The following is a 22826-nucleotide window of genomic DNA, read 5'->3' on the forward strand; positions in this document are numbered from 1 at the left end:
TATGCGCAAACCAGGTGGTGTTGTCAGCCCCAAAAACAAGATGCAGATAAAAATGGCGCATATTCCCATAATGTTAAACATATGTTTCATATGATGTCGACACCATACTGCCTACAATTCACCCAAAAGGAACCTGTCACTGATGTAAATATGAATGTAGGTCGCAATTCACTATTTTTAACATTTTTAAATTATTCAAATCAGACAGTTACTGAGATGAAATTAGAAACATTTATGAATATTTACCCAGACATTCTGCCCATAAATTCATTCTCATATATGAGACTATGGTTTTGATATGATTCACGCTTGGTTATAAGCATTTAAACACCCAGTTTTAATACAATACTGACCTGTCTTAATCGTTATTCCCGGGCTTTTGGGGCATAGGAATAGTTAAGCTTTATTTGAGGAAATAAGGGAGGTTCTTGCTTTCTGATCAAGTTCTTTAAATAGGATTCAATATGAAATATCTGACTATCTAACCCGCATTAGACAGTCAGTAGTATTGAGTTGATTGTTAATAGAAACGCTCAGGCAAACGTATATGAGGAATCCATCAATCGCAGTTTATGATTCTGTCTCTCAGACGTGATTGAACCGATAGGCTTTCGGCTCTGTTCCTTTTACCACCACTCTATGCAACTTTCTTGGTTTGTCACCATAGTCAGTCACTGCGAAATGCTGGGTACAGCGGTTGTCCCAAATAGCTACACTGCCCTCTTGCCATTGGAAGCGCACCTGAAAATCAGCCGCGTGACTTCTGGCAAAAAGATCTGTGAGCGTTACGCCTTCATCTTCCAAACATTTATCATCAAGCGATCGCGTGAATTGCTCATTCAGGTATAGGGTTGGATTCCCGGTTTCGGGATGTTTGACAACAATCGGATGATGAACCGCTTTCATATCTTTTGAAATGTTGTCCACAAGGCTCTCCCCTCCACTGCCTACGTCATCAAAACGGCTACCTGCGAAGCCGTGAACGGCATGCGTTGCGGTTTTCCCATCTAAACTTTGCTTCACATTTTCCGAAAGCGAAGCATATACCGCTTCCATATTTACCCAAATAGTGTCTCCTCCTTCATCTGGGAGATATTGGGCACAAAGTACTGAACATTTTAGCGGTGCTGATTGCCAGGTCATATCGGTGTGCCAATAGCTCTTCCCTGGCGGGTTGCCGGGTGTGGTTTCTATCTCGCTGACTTGCGGGTAAGCAAAGACATGTGGGAAAAATGGGTGCGGGGCTTCCAGTTCACCAAATCTGGCGGCAAGCCTAAGTTGGGATTCGGGAGAAAGAAATTGGTCACGGAAGAAAACCACTTTGTGCTTTATGAAAGCCTGATAGACGTCCTCAAAAGTCTGGTCGTCACAATTAGCAAGGTCAACGCCAGAAATCATGGCACCAATCATTGCATTACAAGGTATTACTTCCACTGTTTTGCCATCCTTATTTCTTTAGCGAGTACTAACTTTCCTGACAATACGACGCAATAAACCTGTCATGGCTTACCTATCAGCATCTCGTGTATACAGGTCTAACCAATAGTATGACCTTTTCTACACCCTTTTGATTTCAAAACAAATTATATCAATCAAAACCTATTTCAATTTAGATGAGCACAACAATCAAATTCACTCATGAGAACGATAAAATTTCCTCGTTGATTAAACGGATAAAAAGTTTACACTCGCCGAAAATTCATACCCAGATCACATTTACAAGCGGCCTAATTCGAGATGACAAAACATGTAATGGCAAAGAAAATTAACTGTTCTGTTAAACAGTTACATCTCCTGTCATTTCTTAAACTGTGCTTACTAATGTTGTTGGTGATTTCCACCAGCTATCAGCTTTACAACATGGCACACACCAAGCAGCTCATCGAGAAGATAGACGATGATTATCGTCGCTTGTATACGACTATACGTCGTTTTGGGCCTTTTTATAACAACTCGCAGTCTGCCACCATGCACAATGGCGTGCATAATTTTGGCGACATCAGCGTGGTGGTACACCAAGACGAAACCTCTGTGAAAAACTTGTCTGATGGTTTGGACATGCTTAACAATAAGTTAGAACAGTGTGCTCCCAAGTCAGTGTGGTCTATCGTCGTACTTGAAGTCCCAAGCCGCTATGGCGTGTTCTATCCATTACGCCCTGGCTATCTTGAATCATTTTCTAGCTATATTCCCAGCGAACGCGTCAACGCGATGGTTGAGCGCGAACGCCTAAGTAATACCTATCGCGAGTTCTATGGTTGCATCACGCGTATGACTGAGGCTTACATCGAGAGTGAAACTCAGGAACGCATTCGTACCATTTATTTCCCGATACATAACGATCAGGCGTTAGACGCCATCATCGCTGTGGACATCAAAGAAAGTCGCACTCAGGATATTATCGACCAATACAATGCTGAACATAACACTGTGCTCAACATCAATGGGACGAACAATATTTACTCTGAGAGCGGAGAACTGCCCTGCGCCAATGATGGTCCGTATCAGGCTGGATTCCACTATTTGGATATTTTGAAAACGACTTTCGGGCCATCGATATTGCTCGCCGCTCTTTTCCATCTGGCTTTCCACTCATTCCGTCGCCGCGATCGTTCAATCAAGCGAGATGAAATGACTGGCTTATTCAGGCGAGATTACTACGAGCCCAAGTTCAGCCGCATGAACAGCTTTGCCCTGTTGGTGATGGACATAGACCACTTCAAGCAGATCAATGATGAATATGGTCACCAGACAGGCGATGAAGTCATTAGAACCTGTGCCAGAATCCTCTCAACGCAAATACGCGCTGAGGACATCGCCGTTCGTTGGGGTGGAGAAGAATTTGTTGTGATGTTCAAAGGTATCCAACACAGCGCACTTTTCGATAAAGCTGAACAAATAAGACAAGCTATTGCCAGCAAAGAAATTCTCGGTATATCCGTCACAGTTTCTATCGGTGGCTACATAGCGAAAAACACAACATTTTCGGAAGCATATAAGGCAGCTGACGCCGCTTTGTATCAGTCAAAACATCGCGGTCGCAATAAGGTAACTCTGACGTGAAATTCTCTCTCTCTATTCCGAAAAGCTCTTTGAAGAACGATGTGTTCTTTGGTCTATTTTCGTTTGCATTGGTGCTGCTTTGCACTCAGGTTGCTTGGTACCCAATGGGGGGCTGGGTTTATGCACAGCTCTTCTCTGTGACCACAGGGGCTATGGTGGCTGTGTGTTATATGTACGGAAAAGTCGGTGTTGCGGGGCAGTTTTTCGCTCTAATGACTTTTTACACCTTCATTAACCCGATCCCTAGTGGTGTCGGTTATATGTACACCTTATTCATGACGGTTACGCTATATTTTTCCGTTGTCGCTTTCGAACGCATACGCAGACATCCTCATGCAGTTCGGGTTGCTTTTTGTTTTTACGTATTTGTTGTACCCAGTGTTGGCGCTTTAATACTGGCGCTACTGGCGCCAAATAAATACGACTTTGATGCAGCACTGACCCTTTACCTGACCGACTCTATTGCGATTTTGATCACCGCACCGATCATCGCACTAGCGTTATATGGTGTGAAAAAACCAAATGCCGTAAAAGACTATTTCACATCCCTGCTCAAGATTTCCAAAAGCGATTGGTTGTGCAAAGGTTTGTTGATCGTCGGTATTTTGCTGGTGTTTAACTACACCGACACGAACTCAACGACACCTTACCTGACATATTTATTATTAGCGCCGCTAGTGACTCTCGCCGTGTTCAACTTTTCTGAATTGACTCAGACGTTAATGATGATGATTGGTTTTGGTATGATTTTTCACTCTGAAGCCTACGATGACATCCACACGCTGAATACGCGTTTATCTCTGTTCTTCATGTTTTCGCTGATCATTTACATCATGCTTGAGTACAAAAGATCATTACGCGTAGAGATTGAAGGAAATCTTAAAAGTTTGTACTTCGATAAGCAGAGTAACTTTGGCTCTTACCACCGCCTAGATGCAGATTCAGCAACAAAAGAAGACTTTGTAGTGGCAGCACTCGACCTACGGCCAGTATTCAAGTATCCGCTTGAAAAGCGTGACAGCATATTGCGGCAAGTTTCCCGCTTCTTTGAGGAACACACAGCCCTGTATGAACAGTGCTATATGCTCTATGACGTATCAGCGCTGATCATACTTACCAGCAATTCTGAGCGCGCCATTGCGGAGCTTGAAGCCATACCAGCCAAGCTGGATGACTACCTTGAGCAGCGTCAGATAAATTTCTATCCAGAAAAAATCCATTACTGCCGTTGCCGCAAGGGGATCCGCATCAAACAGGCTGTTAATCGGCTAAACGTCAACATGCGCCTTGGCGACAAAGGAACACCGGGTTATGTGGTTGATTGCGATGACACAGGCTTGGATGACTACATTGCCATGCTTGAAGAGCTGCATGTCAGTGACGTTCAGATCCTACGCCAGAACTATCTGAACATTGCCAACCCGGATAAGGTGTGTTTCGAATTACTAAGCCGCTTCTGCTTCGACGGTAAAGTGCTCAATACGGGTATCGTTTTTCACTGTGCCCAGAAGCTAGGCTATCTGGAACAGTTGGAGCACAAAATCGTTATGCGCCAGCTTGTCTACCTCAGTCAGTTGGATCAGGACAGTTTTGAATACGGCTCTGTGAATCTCACTCCAGAATATTTAAGTGATGGTGCGGCTGTATCCGAACTAATTGAATGGGTAGATTCTCATCATATTCAACCTAATAGGGTCAACATTGAGGTGGTTGAATCAGGCTCTATCGACAACCCTGAGCTGTTACAGGAAAACCTTAATAGACTGAAAGAAAGAGGGTTCCGACTCGCTCTGGATGACTTTGGTGCTGGTCACGCGACATATAATCAACTACTGACCATGCCTGTTGATACAGTAAAAATCGATGGCTCCCTGGTTCGCAACTGTATTACCGATCCTGTGAAGCGCACTATTATTGAAGATCTGCGCTCGATTGCCGACACATTGAAAATCACCATTGTGGCAGAGTGCGTAGAGACCGAAGAAGAGGCCGATTACCTCAAACGGTTAGGTATCGACTATTTACAGGGCTATCTGGTGCATAAACCAATGCCAGTATAACTCTTACCTAACAGGCCTCTTCGAGGCCTGTTTTACATCGCCTAAAACATTTTCGATGGTGCGGAATCAAAAAGATCTGTCAGATTAGTGAAAACCGCATAGGTAGTGAGAAAAGGTAACTCCTGACTACTAGTGACGTTGAGTTCATCCTCACCATATCTATTTAATCGCTTCCTTTCATATGAAACTAGGGAAAGTGCTCCTCGGTTGGATAAAACACGACGTAATGCTAGGTTAACTTTCGCCTCAATATCCTTGATCTTCGCTCCTTTTACATCTGATGCTTTAACTGCAGCCTCAATTATCGCATTAACGTTTTCTACACTACCGTAAACAATATGACGCGCCTGAATAATGGTCGTTGGCATCTTCAATTGTTTCGGATACCAACCTCCGGACATTTTTAAATACATATCATTAAAATCATTCCCAATAACAAGAGTTTTAATTCTAATTCCATGTAATAATGCAAACCCAGAAATCCCTTTGGATAGGTCTACGACTCCTTTATTACTTTCGGAAGCAGTTGCACTTCCTCCTCCACTGCTTTTTGCCTCCCACGTATAGGCAATTACACCATTATCCACTTGCATCTGATTGATACTCTCGGCCATTGCTTCAACCTTCTCATTCAACTCTGTGTACTTTGAATTCAGTTGAGTGCAGTCAGCTGATTGTTTTGTAGCGTCTTCTGGCTTTCTCGAACATTTTTTGTCTTCAGACTGAAAATCTATCAATGCTCTTTGTACAACAAGATTCTGGTAAGCACCGATTTCTGCTTCCAATGATTTCAGTTTGTTCAAATAACTATGGGACTCTTTAGTACTAACATCAGAGCCTAAGTAATTGAAGGTCGCGGAATAAGTAGGCTTATGCGGGTTGTAACAAAAAATCGTGAACGCACCTCGTCGACCTGATGTATTGCAAGTTTCACCTAAATCCGGAACTGGAAGCATCCCAGAAACGGACAAAACTTTGCTCTGAAATGGCCAACCAAACATTTGAGAAAAAAAGCCTTCATTATCAAAATCTGAGGTGATTTCATCAAATGAGCGAGTTACTGTTCCACTTGTACACGCACCTAAAACCAAAGTTAAGACTAACATAACTAGAGGACGTGAAAGTGAAATTATTTTCAGTTCTAATTTTTCTGATTTCATAAATAGAACTCCTAAATTATCCCATCTAAAGTTATAGGTATAATTTGAAATCTAATTGTATTAATCATGCAACCATTCAAAAATACATTAATCAAGACGGAAGATTAATAACATCAAACTGTCAATCTCAGTTACTGGAATAAGAGATTGAATTTATATTTTTTACAGTTTTTTCTTCTCGTTAAATGGAAATTTAATTAGTTCATACCCGAAAGTATAAGTCTTTTATAAACTGACAAAAAATGGAGATAGCATAGAACGTCTTCCATACTTGATGACTTGACTACCCTCCAATCCCCAAGTAATGCTTTCTACCGTTAAGACCAAACAAAGTTTGAGAAACAAGATTTCTCCGACAAATTGCGGTAACATCCTCCCGTCTATCAAACCCTTGGATAACACTGTGACACAAGCCAACGAACCTACCTTTTTCTTCTTTGATTATGAAACCTTTGGAACCAGCCCTGCCCTTGATCGCCCCTGCCAGTTTGCAGGCGTCAGAACAGACAAAGACTTCAACATCATTGGAGAACCGTTGGTCATTTACTGTCAGCCGCCAAATGATTACCTGCCACAACCAGAAGCTTGCCTGATAACAGGCATTACACCGCAAACGGCGGTCAGTCGAGGTCTGCCAGAACCTGAATTTATTGCCAAAATTCATGAGCAGTTTTCAGTACCAGGTACCTGTGCGGTGGGTTATAACAACATCCGCTTTGATGATGAAGTAACGCGCTACACGCTATACCGCAATTTCTTTGACCCTTACGCCTGGAGCTGGCAGAACGGTAACTCACGTTGGGACTTGCTGGACACCATGCGCGCAGCCTATGCACTCCGTCCTGAAGGCATTGAATGGCCCGAAAACATTGAAGGCAATATCAGTTTTAAACTCGAACACCTCTCCGTTGCCAATGGCATTGAGCATAGCAATGCACACGATGCAATGGCGGATGTTCATGCCACCATAGAAATGGCAAAGAAACTGAAAACTGCGCAGCCACGTCTGTTTGATTATCTCTACACCTATCGCAACAAAAACAAGCTGACGCCATTGATTGATGTGGTTTCCATGAAGCCGCTGGTGCATGTTTCAGGTATGTTTGGCACTGAACGTGGTAACACAAGCTGGATTGTTCCGGTCGCATGGCACCCTGAAAACAAAAACGCCGTGATTGCGGTTGACTTGGCGCGTGACCCATCGCCATTGTTTGATTTGGATACCGATGCGCTTCGTGAACGTTTGTACACCAAACACTCAGACCTAGCACCAGATGAATTGCCAGCGCCTATCAAACTCATCCATATCAACAAGTGCCCGGTATTGGCCGAAGCAAAAACCCTTCGCCCCGAAGACGCAGCGCGATTAGGTATTGATCGCCAACAGTGTCTGGATAACCTAAAAAAGCTACAGGCAAATCCGGAAGTGCGTGAAAAGCTTGTCACGCTTTATGCGGAAAAGCCGGATTACCAATCTTCCGGCAATGTTGATGCGGCTCTGTATGATGGCTTCTTCTCTCCGTCCGATCGTTCGACTATGGACATCATACGTCAGACCAAACCAGAGAATCTGGCAGCATTAGATATTCAGGTTTCTGATGATCGCATCAAACCCCTCCTGTTCCGCTTCCGCGCGCGCAACTACCCATCCACACTGAGTGACAGCGAGCAGAAAAAATGGCATATGCATCGCCGTGACTATTTCGAGGCTGAACTGCCTGCATATATGGCAAATCTCGAAGCGCTAGCCGAAGCAAACCAAAGTGATGATAAAAAATTTAATATTCTTAAATCGGTTTATCACTACGTCGAATCACTGGTGTCGTAGGCTCTCGACATAGATCAAGCGTTTACCGTGTGATGTTCGCTTAATGAACCTGTATTTTCGGGTGCGTTTCATTTGAATTTCTGTGATTTGAGTCCACACTTTTCTTATAAGAGATTGCCATGTGGAAAATGAGATGGTCACAAAGGTCAACAGTCGCTGCTACCGATTTTTAGATGTGGATTTCGAACCCGAGAGCCGTTCCCTGTATTGGCGTGACAGCACTGTCACAACACTGACCTATGAAGAATGTCGATTGTTAGAGATGCTTTGCTACCATGCGGGCGAGGTGCTTTCGGCGAGAGTGCTCTACACGGCAACTTCTTTGCCAGATTCATCTTTCTCTCAGCATCAAAACAGTATCTGCGCTTTGCTCGCCAAATCTTACCGACAAGGGCAGAAGGTCCTCCCATTGGATGTTGTCGGTGACCACGGCTATCGAATTGCTCTTCCTCAGAAAACATACCAAAAACAGGACGAGCTTCCACCCGATCCTTCCGAGCCTGACGAACTCGACATCGACATTGAAGAAGCTATTGCCGAACCACAGCCAAACCCTAAAAACGCCCATATATTCATCACCACAGTCACAGTGATGGTGGCTGTTGCGGTAGGCATTGCTTACTTCATCTGAACTGACTTACCTAAAACAAACGGTGGCTTAGGCTACCGTTTTTTGTTTTCAGTGAGATCTTCCTCGAATTGGACAAGGTTTCATATCCCGGCTCGTATTAGAATGTTGATATTTCTAACCAGTCGAGCCTAAAACGTGAACTACTTACTTGGATTCGCGCTGATAGCGCTTTATTACGCGATTGGCAGCTTAATCACTGAACTTCTGCATCTCCCTTTTCCCAGCAGTATCGTCAGTATGCTGCTGCTGTTCGTCAGTCTGACCACGGGTATCGTTCCCGGTCGATGGGTCAAAGATGCCTGTACCCTGCTTATCATGGTGATGCCACTATTCTTTATTCCAGCCAGCATGGGGCTGATGGATCATTTCACGCTGCTAATATCTGATTCTCTGCCGCTATTAGGCGCAACGATTTTAAGTTCACTGGTTGTATTAGTAGCCATGGCAAAGTGGCTGGATAGAGAAAAGGGAGAAAACTGAGCAATGTGGGTCATCGCAACACTGATCGTCTACGCCATCGCCAGACAGCTCGCGCTGAAACTGCGTCACCCTGTATTTAATCCATTACTACTGAGCCTGATGGTATTAATGCCAATGGTGATTTACACCGGCGACACATATCAAATCTACTTTGACCAAAACAAAGTCATTAACTTTATGCTGGGACCCGCAGTGATTGCGCTGGCATACCCACTTTATGAACAGATGCATGTCATCCAGCGGCACTGGCGAACCATTTTGATTGCCTGCGCCCTCGCGAGTATTGCTTCGATGGTTTTGGGCTCGTTAATTGCAGTTTGGTTGGGTGGCGATCTGCAAATTGCGGCATCAGTTTTACCCAAGTCGGTTTCAACACCCTTTGCACTGAGCACGGCAGACCATATTGGCGGTATACCAGCCGTTACAGCCGCTCTGGTTGTGATCGCTGGACTTTTCGGAGCATTGATTGGATATCCACTATTGAATGCGCTGAAAGTTAAGTCGTCACTAGCGAGAGGATTATCCATTGGCGCAGTCTCGCATGCTATTGGGACCGCAAAGGCCGCTGAGAGCAATTATCAGGAAGGCGCAATGAGTTCTCTGGCCTTGGTCATTTGCGGCATCATCACGACTATTCTCGCGCCCTTCATCTATCCGGTTATTGTTTTTATTGTTAGTTACACAGGATTTTGACCTATCTCAAATGAAATCGAAATCATGTGAGTTCACCCTAATTTGTGCAATAGAGTAACCATTTGCAATTTTAAGGTGATCTTTATCACATCAATTTGACCTAAGTTAGCTTTAGAATACTCTCCCATAACACGAACATTGGAGCGAACATGCGAGCTAGCGTTCAGGAAGCAATTGCAGTTTTACCTACTCCGTTCAAAGAAGCAGTGACTAAGATTGTCTCTACACCCGAATTTGATGCCACAATTAGCGCTCAGGACTTTGCAGCGCTGCTTGAAGAAACTGGCCTTTCAGATGCCGAAGCGCGCGTTGCGTTATTGCCAATTGCCGCGGCTTATTCTGTTGCCCCAATTTCAAAGTTCTATGTTGGCGCGATTGTGCGTGGCCAAACTGGCCGCCTATATCTTGGTGCTAACATGGAATACGAAGGTGTTCAGCTCAATCAATCTGTTCATGCAGAACAATCGGCTATCAGCCATGCTTGGCTGAAAGGCGAAACTCAACTCACTGACATTACCATCAACTACAGCCCTTGCGGCCACTGCCGTCAGTTCATGAACGAATTGAATGGAGCGGAGTCGCTAGAAGTTCAATTACCTGAACGTGACGCCAAACTGCTGCACAGCTACCTGCCAGAAGCATTTGGTCCGTCAGACCTTGGTATTGATCAGCCGTTGCTCGCTCCGGTTAATCATGGCCTCACGGCGCAGGAAGACGATGAGCTCATCCAAGCTGCAGTAGATGCGACCAACCGAAGTCATGCACCGTATACCCGCAACCTGAGTGGTATTGCGGTTCGCGATATCAAAGGAAACGTCTATACAGGCATGTATGCGGAAAATGCCGCATTTAATCCGAGTTTACCGCCGCTTCAGGTCGCACTCAATTTGATGAACCTCACCAATACGCCTCTGGCTGATGTTAAAGATGTGGTTCTCGTTGAAACAGCCAACGCCAACAACAGTCACCTTCAAGACACTCAAGCAATGCTAGAAGCGTTAAACCCAGATATTCCCTTGGGTTACCTTGCGATTTAATTGACGGCCGAAGCACTTAAATCAAAAAACGCCGGATATTTCTCGGCGTTTTTACGTTTACCCCTTCCCAAGCACGTTTTTTTCGCTAGTATCGGAACACTTTTTCTATTTCCTACACGCACATGAGCGAACAACACAATCCTATTCTTGGCGCCACATGGATGCTTACCGCCGGACTATGCTTCGCAATGGTTAACAGCCTAGCGCAGTATGTGAGCTTCAAAATGCAGCTGCCTTCTACCACGGTGGCATTTGTCCAGTATTTCATCGCACTGATTGTCATGCTCCCTTGGCTGAAAACCGTGGGAATCCGTCAGGCATTAAAAACCGATCACCTCGGCATGCATTGCCTGCGCGTCTTTTTCTCGGTCATTGGTATCCAACTCTGGCTGTGGGCACTAGCTTATCCTGTCCCAATCTGGCAAGGCATTGCGCTTCTGATGACTTCACCGCTGTTTGCCACCATTGGCTCAGGTCTTTTCCTCGGTGAAAAAGTGGGTCCTGCCCGTTGGTCCGCAACCTTAAGCGGTTTTGTTGGCGCCATGATCATACTGGAGCCGTGGGCTGACGATTTTAACTGGGCAACACTCCTGCCAGTTGGTGCAGCATTCTTCTGGGCTACTTATTCACTGATGGTGAAAAAGCTGTCGCACCACGATTCACCAACCACCATGGTTGTTTATCTTTTATTGCTGATTACGCCATTCAACATTCTGTTGGCAGCGCCTGATTGGACGATGCCAAGCGGTCAAACTGTTTGGTTGATGCTCTTGGGGGCTGGCCTGTTGACCGCACTGGCTCAGTGGGCAATTGCCAAAGCTTACGCCGTGGCGGATGCGTCATTTGTTCAGCCTTTTGACCATGCAAAACTGCCGTTGAACGTTCTCTTCGGCTTTTTGGTATTTGGTTGGGTACCTCCGGGGAGACTCTGGCTTGGCGCCGCGATTATCGTTGCTGCGGTGTTCTTTATTACCCATTGGGAAACGCGAAAACCGGCAACTTGCTGATAGAACCAAGACTTTTAACCGTAAACACCCCCTAAGCCGCTCAAATCGAGCGGCTTTTTTATTCCTCCCTTCTGAGCTTTTCCAGAACAAAAGGTTTTCAAGTGTCTCCAGGAGGAAGCAAACGTTTGCGCAAACGCTTGCTTAAGGTAAAATTTCGGCCAAACATCTGAATGAATGGAAGAAAATCATGATTGGTACTGCTACCCGTCCAGGCGCAACCCGCGTCCTCCTTTTAGGCTCTGGTGAACTTGGTAAAGAAGTGGCGATTGAATGCCAACGACTTGGCTTGGAAGTCATCGCTTGCGATCGGTACGCTGATGCGCCAGCGATGCAAGTTGCCCATCGCAGTCATGTGATTGACATGTTGGATGGTGATGCGCTTGCTGCCGTAATCTCTGAGGAGCAACCTGACTATGTTGTGCCAGAGATTGAAGCCATTGCTACCGATCGTCTGGTTGAGCTTGAAAAATCAGGACTCAACGTGGTTCCAACAGCGCGCGCGACACAACTCACGATGAACCGTGAAGGTATTCGACGTCTTGCTGCCGAAGAACTCCAGGTTCCTACTTCTCCTTACGCGTTTGCTGACACTCAGGAAGTCTTCGAAGAAGCCATTCAGCAAGTCGGTTTTCCATGTGTTGTTAAACCAGTGATGAGCTCTTCCGGGAAGGGTCAGAGCGTGGTGAAATCTGCTTCTGACATTCAATACGCCTGGGACTACGCCCAAGAGGGCGGGCGAGCTGGCCGAGGTAAAGTTATCGTCGAAGGGTTCGTTAAGTTCGATTATGAGATTACTCTGCTGACCGTTAGCGCCATCGACGGTATTCATTTCTGTGCACCCATCGGCCACCGTCAGGAAGAAGGCGATTACCGCGAATCATGGCAGCCACAGGCAATGAGTGAAAAAGCACTCAAAGCTGCTGAAGATGTTGCGCGCAAAGTGGTCACTGCATTGGGTGGGTATGGTCTGTTTGGTGTTGAGCTTTTCATCAAAGGCGATGAAGTAATGTTCAGTGAAGTCTCCCCTCGCCCACATGACACTGGCATGGTGACACTGATCTCTCAGGATCTCTCTGAATTCGCACTTCATGTTCGCGCCTTCCTCGGCCTGCCTGTAAACGCGGTTCGTCAGTTTGGACCGTCAGCTTCTGCTGTTATCCTTGCAGAAGGTAAGTCAGACAACCTGAGTTTTCAGGGACTCACTGAAGCATTACGTTACAGCGATACCCAGGTTCGCTTGTTTGGTAAGCCAGACATTAACGGCCGTCGTCGTTTAGGCGTTGCACTGGCTACTGATAGCAATACCGATTCTGCCGTCAGCAAAGCCGTGAGCGTCGCTTCATCTGTTCAGGTAGATTTCTAAACGCCAACAATCGCGCATAAAAAAACGCCACCTTACTAGGTGGCGTTTTTATTTCCATTACATTTATTACGACTCTATCAACCAGACTTCTTCTGCGAAGAAATCCGCGGTTTTACCTTTGGGGGGCCTATCCGCCTGCTCATCTCGGTTTAGATGGGTGATCTTATAGCCATTAAACAATCGGCGTACTTCGTCACCCTCCACACTGAATGGAGGACCATCCATTTGCTCTTGGGGATAATGAAGCGTCACCAACAAGATGCGTCCGCCCGTTTTAAGAAGCGACAACAGCCTTTCAGCATACTGTTGGCGCAGGGATTCCGGCATGGCGATCAGCGCTGCACGATCATAAATCAGCGGATACGTTTCTAACGGCGCAGTGAAATAATCACCGGCATAGATAGACAGCTCATCAAATTGATACAGCTTCATTGTCGGGCTCATCGACGTGACCGTCGGCGTGTAAAGATGCTCTGAAAAAAACGCACGAACGGCAATTTCACTCAGTTCAACACCGACGACTTCGTTGTGCTTGGTCGCCAGCCAGCTCAGGTCGATTGACTTTCCACACATGGGAACGAAAACCGCATCCTCACGTTTTGGATTGAGCAAAGGCCAGTACTTCACCAGAAGCGGATTGGTGTCGGAGAGATGAAAACCGATGCGATTATCTGCCCATCGGCTGTGCCAGAATTCCTGATCCATGTTGTTTTTCTCGTTGTTGCTTTCCACATAAGGGCGACATCTTAACAGCGTCACTCAGCCAGAAAAAACCATTTCTCCAAGGCGAAAAGGATCATATTCGTGATCAACTTCGCGATGTTTTCCACTTTTCTATTGTTTTTTGATTAATTTATAACTACTGTATACGCATACAGTATTGGATATTCGTACAGGAAAATATGATGAAACAGTCGTTTGCGATCAACCAATCCGTTCACCATACCAATATGACCCGTTCTGCTGTTCGCGAGCATTACGCACGTCTAGCCGCTGGTGCACGCAGCTTTCACCAAGCTCATCGCTTTCAAGGCAATAGCGCCTTATTGACTGGCGATTCCGTTTCCTGTGATTTGGTCTCTGTGAATATCTATCAGAACAATATGAGCGAGTTGGCTTACCTGCTGAGATTGTTGAAAAGCCTCGCAGAGAGTCACAAATGGATCACCCTGATTGCGCCACCATCTAATTTTTCTCTTTCGCTGTTCACAAAGGCTGGCATACAACAATCACAAATCCGTATTGCTCGTCCAACAGCAACTCACGATGCACAGGCGCTAATGAATAAAGCACTGGCATCAGACACCTCAGCCGCTGTCATTGGCTTCGGTGAGCTCAGTCAATTTGCAGAATCTGTGTCAGAATCGGAAATCCGCACACCGGGTTTCGTGATTTCTGGTGTGCCTGAGCAGCTCCACTAATCTCCAGTTCAAAACAATACGAACACTGCCTCGCGGCGCCTGGAGTCATAATGACTCTAAGCGCCGCGAAACCTTTTCAGAAGCTAGACAAACATTGCGGTTTCAACAGTATCACCAAGGCGTAATTTCCCATTTCTGAACAGATTGTCGCGCTAAGTCGTTGCCTATACTCAGCCTTCACTAGGTGTGATCGAGGAATACTTGGTTTTGAGCAATAAATTGGATTTAAAGGCACTGACCGCCTTGGTCATAGGGTCAATGATAGGCGCTGGTGTGTTCAGCCTTCCTCAAAATATGGCAGCAGTTGCGAGCCCTGCGGCGGTGACCCTTGGCTGGCTGATCACCGGAATTGGCATGATATGTCTGGCTCTGACCTTTCAAGAGCTCACGTTAAGTAAACCTGAAGTTCAGGGGGGAGTCTTTGGCTACGCGCAGGCTGGTTTTGGCGACTTATGCGGATTCTTCTCGTCATGGGGATATTGGCTTAGTGCCGCTGTAGCAAACGTTTCTTATCTGGTGATTGTGTTCAGCACTCTCGGACTGTTCTTTGATACGCCAACCTTTAAACTCTTTGGTGATGGCAACACTCTCCTCTCTGTCGCATTGTCATCGATTCTGATTTGGCTGGTCCACACATTGGTTTTACGTGGCGTCCAAACAGCAGCTATTGTTAATTACGTCACCACCATCGCCAAATTAATTCCGATTTTCGTTTTTATCATTGCTACGTTTATTGCCTTCAAATGGGACACGTTCACCTTTGATTTCACCGGAGTAAACATCGCTAACGAGCCAAGTCTGTTTGACCAAATCAAACAAACTATGCTGATCACTGTATGGGTGTTTATTGGTGTAGAAGGAGCTGTCGTCGTATCTAGTCGGGCAAAGAACGTCAAGGATGTCGGACGCGCAACCATTCTTGGTTTACTGATCTGCCTCTTCCTATACGTTTCCGTCACCCTCCTTTCTATGGGAGTGGTTTCGACACCTGAGCTTGCCAAACTGCAAAATCCTTCAGCGGCAAAGATCCTCGAAACCCTGATTGGGGAAATCGGTGCGGCGATTATCGGCATAGGACTTATCATATCGGTCTCTGGTGCGTATTTGAGCTGGACATTATTGGCGACAGAAACCCCATACACTGCAGCAAAGATAGGCATGTTTCCCAAAATCTTTGCAGAAACAAATCAAAACGGTACACCGACTTATTCTCTCTGGCTAACCAGCTGCGCAGTGCAGCTGTGCCTTATTCTGATGTTCATCATCGGTGGCGGGTATGACGACTTGCTGACCATTGCGTCGGAAATGATTCTGGTGCCCTACTTGCTCGTGGCCGCTTATCTGATGAAATTGTCTTTCTCTGAGCTGGATACATTCAAAGTGAAAGCCATTGCATTTTTAGCGACCATTTATGGCATCTGGCTACTTTATGCATCTGGCATCCATCACCTGCTGCTGGCGACGCTACTATATCTGCCAGGTGTGGCTTTTTACATTCGCGCAATGCGGGAAGCTGGAAAACCCGGTTTTGATGGAAGAAGCAAGATTCTGTTAGCGGTGATTATCTCCGCCAGTACTTATGGCGTTTATTTAGCTGCTGAAGGGGTGAAGCTCTAAACTGACAGCAAGTACCGATACAAAAGAAAACACCGCCTACCCGGTGGTGTGTTTATTAGAGGTTAACCTGCAGGTAGTCCCTGTCGCCTTCATGTTGGGTAATTAATGCACCTGTTTTCCTTTGGATCTTATCCAGCTCTGCAGCATCCAGAGCGTAGGGAAGAGACACAATCAATGCTTCAATATGCTGCCTCTTGGCCTCTTCCACCAGAGTGACAACATTAGACACATCGCTATAAAGTGATGAAAGAGAATGTGAGACAGAAAGCGTAAACGCTTCGCTTGGAAAGAAGCCTTCATAACTTTCGACCTGCCGGCGCTTGAATCGGCAGAGTTGAGCCGTTAGTGCTTCTAAAAACGTCCAATGTTGGCGGCTGGATTCACACAAGAACTGCGTGTAATCAAAGCTCACAACATGATCATTTTGCTTATCTGTACTGCCGAAATATCCCGTCATAGCAAATCCTGTTGCTTTTATCATTCTAGAGATATTCCAAGCGGCTTTTTCTGAAGCGGCTCTGAGCGTTTCTTAGCTCCGATCTGGCAAGTATAAAATCGAAAGTTGACGCCTGAGACGCTACCGAAAGCCTGCTTGGTTAATGTTCAACTTATCATCCACTATATGTATTTTTAGAGATTAATCTCGCAGATAAACAAGAAGTTTGGGCTTGATCAGCCAATAATTTTATCTGTCTAGAAAACCCACTAATATTCTCTACAGGGCTTTAACACACAGTTAAAGAGCGCCGAAAAAAGGCTACAAAAAAAACCAGCCCGGAGGCTGGTTCTTTAAGCTTAGATCTGTGTGCAATTAAAGTGCTTTATACAGTACTTTATTACCAGATTGGATACGCTCTATAACACCTTCTTCAGCCAGTTTCTTCAGCGCGCCTGTCGCCCAAGATGCCGCTTTTGAATCTTCCTGACCTGCTGCCAGACCGATACCTTTCGGGTTGATACCTTCCGCGTTCTCGCGAACGATATCCAACACTTGCTGTTGTTTAGGGGTAAGTGAAACTTCCGTAACCACTTTGGCCGGGGCTTCCACTTTTTGCTCAACTGCCGGCTTTTCCGCTTTTACTGGCGCTTCTTTCTTAGCAACGACTGCTGATGCAGATTTTGCTGCTTTAATGTGTTTCTGAAGCTTAAGTTGAACTTTACGTTTGTGAGAGATCTTCATTAAATCGTCCTACTCCGACGTACTGCATTGAAAATTACCGACAGTCTTCGAAAGCGAATACTCGTTCCAAAAGCCCGTTTGGGAAGGCAAAAGCGTTGTTTTACTTCCCTAAACCAGCCTTTTATCACCACTTCGGTATCAAGCATAGTTAAAAACAAAGCGCGTTTTATACCAAAAATCCCCCGCGTTTTGTAGCACTAACGACGACTGAGAATGAAAGTTGAGCCAAGTGTCGGAAACTACACTTTATTTTGTTTGTAATTCGACCGATAGTATTCAGTCAAGCAACAAAGCTTTGGTGATCGAACTAAGCTTTTAAGAAGTAATAAAAGGAAACAACCATCAAGTGAGTAAACGTTTGCTGATTTACCCTCCCCACCAACAAGTAGGCAAATACTTCCGCGTCGCTGTGTTGATTCTTGCGATGGTGGTAGTGACGTTTATCTTGCTGAACCCTCAGGTTAAACCTATCCCGGCGCTGATTGGTTTATGCCTTCTGGGCTCACTGGGTGTGTATATCGGCTTTGTGATTGACCAACAACGCCTATCCTTTTCTCTCACCGATATGCACATACAGCACCACACGCCAAAGGGAGGCTGGAGCCTGAAATGGCGAAACATCTATCAAATTGGCATTCCTTCCGTTTCGCAAGAGGGTTGGCATCAATCCTTACCTTGGTTTGGCGTCAGGCTAAAGGACTACGAACCTTTCCTAGAAGGCATCAGCTACCGTCTAGCAGGTCAAATCATCATGGAGCAGAGAGGGCTTTTGCTCAGCGCATACCGACGCGCAGAAGAGCCATTAAATAGCAAACTTGAGGACATGATGTTCGACGACACGCCTTATACATCGGAGAGCGGCAAAGTCTACAAAGGGCTAGTCGCCATGCTCGCGAACAGAATGAAGTACACTCGGGAGCTGCTGGGTTATGACGTGTTTGTCAGTGAAGACCTGTTGGACAGACCATTAGAAGATTTTGTTGGGTTAACACGGCAGTATCTAGCTTCTGCGGGTAGAATACCCGCAGAAGAGTAGATTACTACCAGATCGGCATATTGTCCGCCACATACGGGTTTTGCTGACGCTCAATGCCGAAAGTCGACGTCGGTCCATGACCCGGTACGAAAGTGATGTCGTTGCCCAATGGGAACAGTTTCTCTTTGATTGAACTAATCAGGGTTGCATGATCACCTTTCGGGAAGTCTGTGCGTCCGATACTGCCATTGAACAACACATCGCCTACCCAAGCCATACGATCTTCTTCACTGAACAGCACAACGTGACCCGGCGTATGCCCCGGTGTATGGATCACTTTCAGAACGCTTTCACCCAGAGTGACTTCATCACCGTCTTCCAGCCATTGGTCTGGGTCAAACGCTTCGGTACGGGCAAAGCCAAACATTTCGCTTTGAGCAGGTAACGCCTGTAGCCAAAAAGCGTCCTGCTTTTCTGGACCAATCACAGGCACGTTGTAAGCATCACGAACTTCTTCAGTTCCACCAACATGATCCAGATGGCCATGAGTCAGAAGCACTTTAACCACGTTCACACCGAGCTCGTTAACTTTTGCCACCAGTTTTGATACGTCACCACCTGGGTCAATCAGCGCCGCTTCGTTGGTTTTATCACACCAAATGATGGAACAGTTTTGCTGAAACCCCGTAACAGGAACGATTTCGTACTTCAAAGCCATAAGAAAATCCGTATAAATGCAAAAATCAGCGAAAGCATATCATGCCCGCGTTATCATTTTAACGAGAACCGTTCCTTAAGAGATCCTTGTTCTTATGCGGTAACAACATTTCGATGAAGTTTTATATGATCAAAGAATTGGAAAGAATACTGCATACTTTGTCATCAGTTTGAAAACAGTCTGACACCACTATGTCACCCATCTGACAACTACCCTTCATCTAAGCAAATTAAATTTAACGTCGAAGGTTTATTTGTTTTGATCATCAGATGGATGCCTATGAACAAAATCTCAGTGCGTACCGTGTGGATTTCAGATCTGCACTTGGGAAACAAGGATTGTAAAGCACAATACCTGCTCGATTTTTTAAACCGACACACCGCCGAAACCATCGTTCTTGTTGGTGACATTGTCGACTTCTATTCAATGAAATCGAGTCACCATTGGCCTGAGTCACACAGTCAGGTGCTATCACTTCTGCTCAAACGCGCCCACGATGGCACCCGCCTTATTTACATCCCCGGAAACCATGACGCTGCTGTACGCGATTACCTCAAATTTGATTTTGGGCGCATCGAAGTACGCGCTCGATTCGAACATGAGACTGTCACAGGAAAACGCATTGTGGCTGTGCATGGCGATGAATTCGATAACGCAGTTTGCCACAGCAAACTGACGGAAATCGCGGGTTACGTCGGTTATGACTTCCTGTTGTTCCTCAATAGATGGTGGGCAAGGTTTCGCCGTAAGGCCGGATTCCAGTATTGGTCCCTCGCGTCTTACATCAAGTCAAAAGTGAACTCCGCCAACGTGGCAATTCAGAGATTTGAAAATGCAGCCGTGCAATTTGCAAGACGCCGTGGTGCAGATGCCATCGTATGTGGACACATTCATCACCCAGACATCAAGCAGTTGGAAGGTACCTTTTATTTCAACGACGGAGACTGGATTGAAAACTGCACCGCTCTGCTCGAACAGCATGACGGAACAATCCAACTTATCCGTTGGACAGAAAAAGCCACACTGCTGGCAGAAGCTGATGCTTTTATGGATCACGAGTTAGTCAAACTGCGCGAAGAGAAAGAAAGTATTGAAGCCGCCTGAGTTCTCGCATAGAGAGACGGGGAACAAGGATAGACATGTTTAGCATTGAAGACGTAATTGCAAAAAACTACCCAAACATCGCTGACAAACGATGGATTTCACGTCCCGTCAGCTCCACACTGCGACGCTTACTGCATGAAGAAGCTTTTCAGGATTTTGCTGAAAAATACCCCTATCTAAAAGGCTTTGAGTTCGTAGAACAGGTGCTGGATTACTTCCATTTCAGCTATGCCACCAGCGACCGCGAACGAGAACGTATTCCTTCAAGCGGGCGTGTTGTCATTATTGCTAACCACCCTATCGGCTCGCTTGATGGTCTCGCGCTACTAAAGCTGGTTCGCGAAATTCGACCTGACGTCAAAGCGGTTGCCAACAATCTGCTGATGCAATTGCAACCTATGCACAGCTGCCTGCTGCCAGTGAACAATATGTCTGGAAAGACGCCGAAAGAAAACCTGCGCAAAATCGATGAATGGCTGCAAAACGAAGGGGCACTTATCATCTTCCCAGCAGGTGAAGTCTCCCGTTTAAGCCCAACTGGTGTGAAAGACGGCGCTTGGCACCATGGCTTCTTGAAAATGGCAACTAAAGCCAAAGCCCCTATTCTTCCCATTCATGTTGATGGTAGAAATTCTGCCGTTTTCTATGGCGCGTCGATGGTTTACAAACCGCTGTCTACCTTGTTGCTGGTAAATGAGATGTTTGGTCAGGAAAATAACACCATCAATCTGACCATTGGTGAAACTATCCCTTTCTCCAGCTACCATGCCAGCGCGAATTTACCTTCAAAAACGCGGGTGAAGCTGTTTAAGAAACACCTCTACAGTATTGCAAAAGGTAGATCGGGAGAGTTTCCTACCGAATCAGCCATAGCTGCACCTGAACCTAGGCTCAAGTTAGCGAGAGAGCTGGAACAAAGTGAGTTACTCGGTGAAACTCCAGATGGTAAGTATATCTATCTTTACCGCTATAAAGATGAATCCCATGTGATGCGGGAAATTGGACGCCTGCGTGAAGTAGCTTTCCGTGCAGTGGGTGAAGGAACAGGACAACGCCGAGACATCGACAAGTACGATCAGCACTATTTCCACTTAGTGCTGTGGGACCCAAAAGTGATGGATATCGTTGGTGCCTATCGTTTTTGTGATACTCAGGCCGTCATCGCTCAACATGGTTTAAAGGCTGTCTACACCCATACCTTATTCGACTATGGCCAAGGTATGTCAGATGTTCTGAGTAAAGGTCTCGAACTGGGTAGAAGCTTTGTGCAACCCAAATACTGGGGCAAACGCAGCCTGGATTACCTCTGGTTGGGAATTGGCGCATTTCTGGCGAAGCACCCTCATTATCGCTATCTCTTTGGTCCAGTCACTATCAGTAATGCGATGCCACAAGCTGCGAAAGAACTACTCATATTCTTCTACCGCAACTATTTTGGCGCAAACGAGGCCATTGCACGCTCGAAGCGGCCATTCAATCTCGACAGCAAAAAAGAGCATGAACTGCTGGCCCACTTCTGCGGTGATGACTATCAGAAAGATTTGAAGACACTTAAGATGCTATTGGACAATTTGGGAACGGGTATACCGACCCTTTATAAGCAGTACAGCGAGTTGTGCGAGCCTGGCGGAGTGCAGTTTCTGGATTTCAGCATCGATCCCGATTTCGCAGACTGCATTGATGGTTTGGTGATGGTAGATATGACCAAGCTGAAAGAAAAAAAGAGACAAAGGTACATCTCCTCACACATTGAAGAAATCGAACTACTCTAGAAAATGAAAAAGGCGCCAAGGCGCCTTTTTCCAACTTCGATAGTTATGACCAGCTTCTAACCGGACCTGTATCGATATGGATAAACCCACTACGCGGGTAATATCCTACACCGCCAGCCTTCAACTCCAGCGCCGCATTACGCAGCTTGGACAATGATATGCCCTCAATGAAGAAGTCGATAGCTTGCCCAGTGGTGTGATAACTCTTCTTCGCCTGACCACCGCCGTTTTTACGCAGCATTTCATTGGTCGCAGGTGAACGATAACCCGACACCATGGTGATTGGATTCCGTCCATCGACCATGTCGTAGATAGTCGATAGAAGGTCGTAAAGTTTCGGATCCATATCGGTAGAAACATTACGTCTGTGATCACGGCATAGCTGATTAAGCACAGCCAATTCTTTGTCTACATACTGCTTACCGTTGAAATAGCAAACATCTGCATGTTCACCGGTATTAATACTCAGCATGTCCAAATTACGTGGTTTTCCGACTGCCATCGGCAGAGCGAGCGCAGTTTGAGGTAAAGCTGCCGCCACTAAACACGCCGCACCGCCCAAGATTAGACGACGACGTTGGGTATCCAAACGGTCCATAACAACTAACTATTTCCCACAAAGTACTAAATACACAATAAGAGCTGCTAACTACGCAAAATTCCGCGTTTTTGCTTCTGCAACTCTTAAAAACAATTGGAATTTATCGACAATGAAA

21 protein-coding genes are annotated in these 22826 nt (G+C 45.9%); 14 read left to right on the forward strand and 7 right to left on the reverse strand.

Annotated features, from left to right (window positions below; all coding sequences use genetic code 11):
- Positions 1-585: 585 nt before the first annotated feature.
- Positions 586-1434, reverse strand: a complete 849-nt coding sequence (locus K6Q96_RS09755; RefSeq protein ID WP_434802140.1) for a TauD/TfdA dioxygenase family protein — start codon at positions 1432-1434, stop codon at positions 586-588.
- A 387-nt stretch (positions 1435-1821) separates the two neighbouring features.
- On the opposite strand from K6Q96_RS09755, the gene K6Q96_RS09760 reads away from it, so the two are divergent.
- Both K6Q96_RS09760 and K6Q96_RS09765 read left to right on the forward strand, forming a co-directional pair.
- Positions 1822-3063: a GGDEF domain-containing protein gene (locus K6Q96_RS09760; RefSeq protein WP_251875336.1), complete on the forward strand. Its 1242-nt coding sequence runs from the start codon at positions 1822-1824 to the stop codon at positions 3061-3063.
- Positions 3060-5123 carry an EAL domain-containing protein gene (locus K6Q96_RS09765; protein WP_251875338.1) on the forward strand — a complete coding sequence of 688 codons (2064 nt, stop codon included), beginning with the start codon at positions 3060-3062 and terminating at the stop codon, positions 5121-5123. Before K6Q96_RS09760 ends, K6Q96_RS09765 begins: the two co-directional genes overlap by 4 nt.
- Positions 5124-5164: 41 nt before the next feature.
- Here K6Q96_RS09765 and K6Q96_RS09770 read toward each other — a convergent pair whose 3' ends face one another.
- Positions 5165-6283: a hypothetical protein gene (locus K6Q96_RS09770; protein WP_251875340.1), complete on the reverse strand. Its 1119-nt coding sequence runs from the start codon at positions 6281-6283 to the stop codon at positions 5165-5167.
- Between the two features lie 403 nt (positions 6284-6686).
- Here K6Q96_RS09770 and sbcB point away from each other — a divergent pair, with 403 nt between their 5' ends.
- The 7 genes from sbcB to purT all read left to right on the forward strand — a co-directional run bounded on the left by sbcB (position 6687) and on the right by purT (position 13322).
- On the forward strand, positions 6687-8111 hold the full coding sequence (gene sbcB, locus K6Q96_RS09775; RefSeq protein WP_251875342.1) for an exodeoxyribonuclease I: 1425 nt from the start codon (positions 6687-6689) through the stop codon (positions 8109-8111).
- A 121-nt stretch (positions 8112-8232) separates the two neighbouring features.
- Entirely contained in the window at positions 8233-8742 is a 510-nt protein-coding gene (locus tag K6Q96_RS09780; protein WP_353621765.1) for a hypothetical protein, read from the forward strand.
- Between the two features lie 135 nt (positions 8743-8877).
- Positions 8878-9222 (forward strand): CidA/LrgA family protein, encoded by a 345-nt coding sequence (locus tag K6Q96_RS09785; protein ID WP_251875346.1) that lies wholly within the window; start codon positions 8878-8880, stop codon positions 9220-9222.
- Positions 9223-9225: 3 nt separating this feature from the next.
- Positions 9226-9915 carry an LrgB family protein gene (locus tag K6Q96_RS09790; protein WP_251875348.1) on the forward strand — a complete coding sequence of 230 codons (690 nt, stop codon included), beginning with the start codon at positions 9226-9228 and terminating at the stop codon, positions 9913-9915.
- Between the two features lie 149 nt (positions 9916-10064).
- A complete protein-coding gene (gene cdd / locus K6Q96_RS09795) occupies positions 10065-10952 on the forward strand; it encodes a cytidine deaminase (RefSeq protein WP_251875350.1) in 888 nt (295 codons plus the stop codon).
- A 122-nt stretch (positions 10953-11074) separates the two neighbouring features.
- Positions 11075-11959, forward strand: coding sequence for a DMT family transporter (locus K6Q96_RS09800; RefSeq protein ID WP_251875352.1), 885 nt, complete (start codon positions 11075-11077; stop codon positions 11957-11959).
- 187 nt (positions 11960-12146) lie between these two features.
- Positions 12147-13322: a formate-dependent phosphoribosylglycinamide formyltransferase gene (purT, locus tag K6Q96_RS09805; RefSeq protein WP_251875354.1), complete on the forward strand. Its 1176-nt coding sequence runs from the start codon at positions 12147-12149 to the stop codon at positions 13320-13322.
- Positions 13323-13388: 66 nt separating this feature from the next.
- Here purT and K6Q96_RS09810 read toward each other — a convergent pair whose 3' ends face one another.
- Positions 13389-14027 (reverse strand): thiopurine S-methyltransferase, encoded by a 639-nt coding sequence (locus tag K6Q96_RS09810; protein ID WP_251879624.1) that lies wholly within the window; start codon positions 14025-14027, stop codon positions 13389-13391.
- A 197-nt stretch (positions 14028-14224) separates the two neighbouring features.
- Here K6Q96_RS09810 and K6Q96_RS09815 point away from each other — a divergent pair, with 197 nt between their 5' ends.
- A complete protein-coding gene (locus tag K6Q96_RS09815; RefSeq protein WP_251875356.1) occupies positions 14225-14743 on the forward strand; it encodes a hypothetical protein in 519 nt (172 codons plus the stop codon).
- 207 nt (positions 14744-14950) lie between these two features.
- The gene (locus K6Q96_RS09820) at positions 14951-16360 is read left to right on the forward strand and encodes a basic amino acid/polyamine antiporter (RefSeq protein ID WP_251875358.1); all 1410 of its coding nucleotides are present in this window, start codon (positions 14951-14953) and stop codon (positions 16358-16360) included.
- Positions 16361-16415: 55 nt separating this feature from the next.
- Here the strand turns inward: K6Q96_RS09820 and K6Q96_RS09825 are convergent, their stop codons facing one another.
- Positions 16416-16841 carry a hypothetical protein gene (locus tag K6Q96_RS09825; protein WP_251875360.1) on the reverse strand — a complete coding sequence of 142 codons (426 nt, stop codon included), beginning with the start codon at positions 16839-16841 and terminating at the stop codon, positions 16416-16418.
- Positions 16842-17171: 330 nt separating this feature from the next.
- Entirely contained in the window at positions 17172-17540 is a 369-nt protein-coding gene (locus K6Q96_RS09830; protein WP_251875362.1) for a MarR family transcriptional regulator, read from the reverse strand.
- A 346-nt stretch (positions 17541-17886) separates the two neighbouring features.
- Between K6Q96_RS09830 and K6Q96_RS09835 the strand changes: the two genes are divergently transcribed.
- Positions 17887-18576: a DUF2982 domain-containing protein gene (locus K6Q96_RS09835; protein WP_251875364.1), complete on the forward strand. Its 690-nt coding sequence runs from the start codon at positions 17887-17889 to the stop codon at positions 18574-18576.
- A gap of 4 nt (positions 18577-18580) precedes the next feature.
- Here K6Q96_RS09835 and K6Q96_RS09840 read toward each other — a convergent pair whose 3' ends face one another.
- Positions 18581-19234 (reverse strand): MBL fold metallo-hydrolase, encoded by a 654-nt coding sequence (locus tag K6Q96_RS09840; RefSeq protein ID WP_251875366.1) that lies wholly within the window; start codon positions 19232-19234, stop codon positions 18581-18583.
- A gap of 279 nt (positions 19235-19513) precedes the next feature.
- On the opposite strand from K6Q96_RS09840, the gene K6Q96_RS09845 reads away from it, so the two are divergent.
- Both K6Q96_RS09845 and olsF read left to right on the forward strand, forming a co-directional pair.
- Entirely contained in the window at positions 19514-20338 is an 825-nt protein-coding gene (locus tag K6Q96_RS09845) for a UDP-2,3-diacylglucosamine diphosphatase (protein ID WP_251875368.1), read from the forward strand.
- Positions 20339-20373: 35 nt separating this feature from the next.
- Positions 20374-22110, forward strand: coding sequence for a bifunctional ornithine lipid synthase OlsF (gene olsF, locus K6Q96_RS09850; RefSeq protein WP_251875370.1), 1737 nt, complete (start codon positions 20374-20376; stop codon positions 22108-22110).
- Between the two features lie 43 nt (positions 22111-22153).
- Here the strand turns inward: olsF and mepK are convergent, their stop codons facing one another.
- Complete coding sequence (mepK, locus tag K6Q96_RS09855) at positions 22154-22708, reverse strand: peptidoglycan L,D-endopeptidase MepK (RefSeq protein WP_251875372.1); 555 nt, start codon at positions 22706-22708, stop codon at positions 22154-22156.
- Between the last annotated feature and the right edge of the window lie 118 nt (positions 22709-22826).

It is taken from the genome of Grimontia kaedaensis, from assembly GCF_023746615.1.
Lineage (GTDB): Bacteria > Pseudomonadota > Gammaproteobacteria > Enterobacterales > Vibrionaceae > Enterovibrio > Enterovibrio kaedaensis.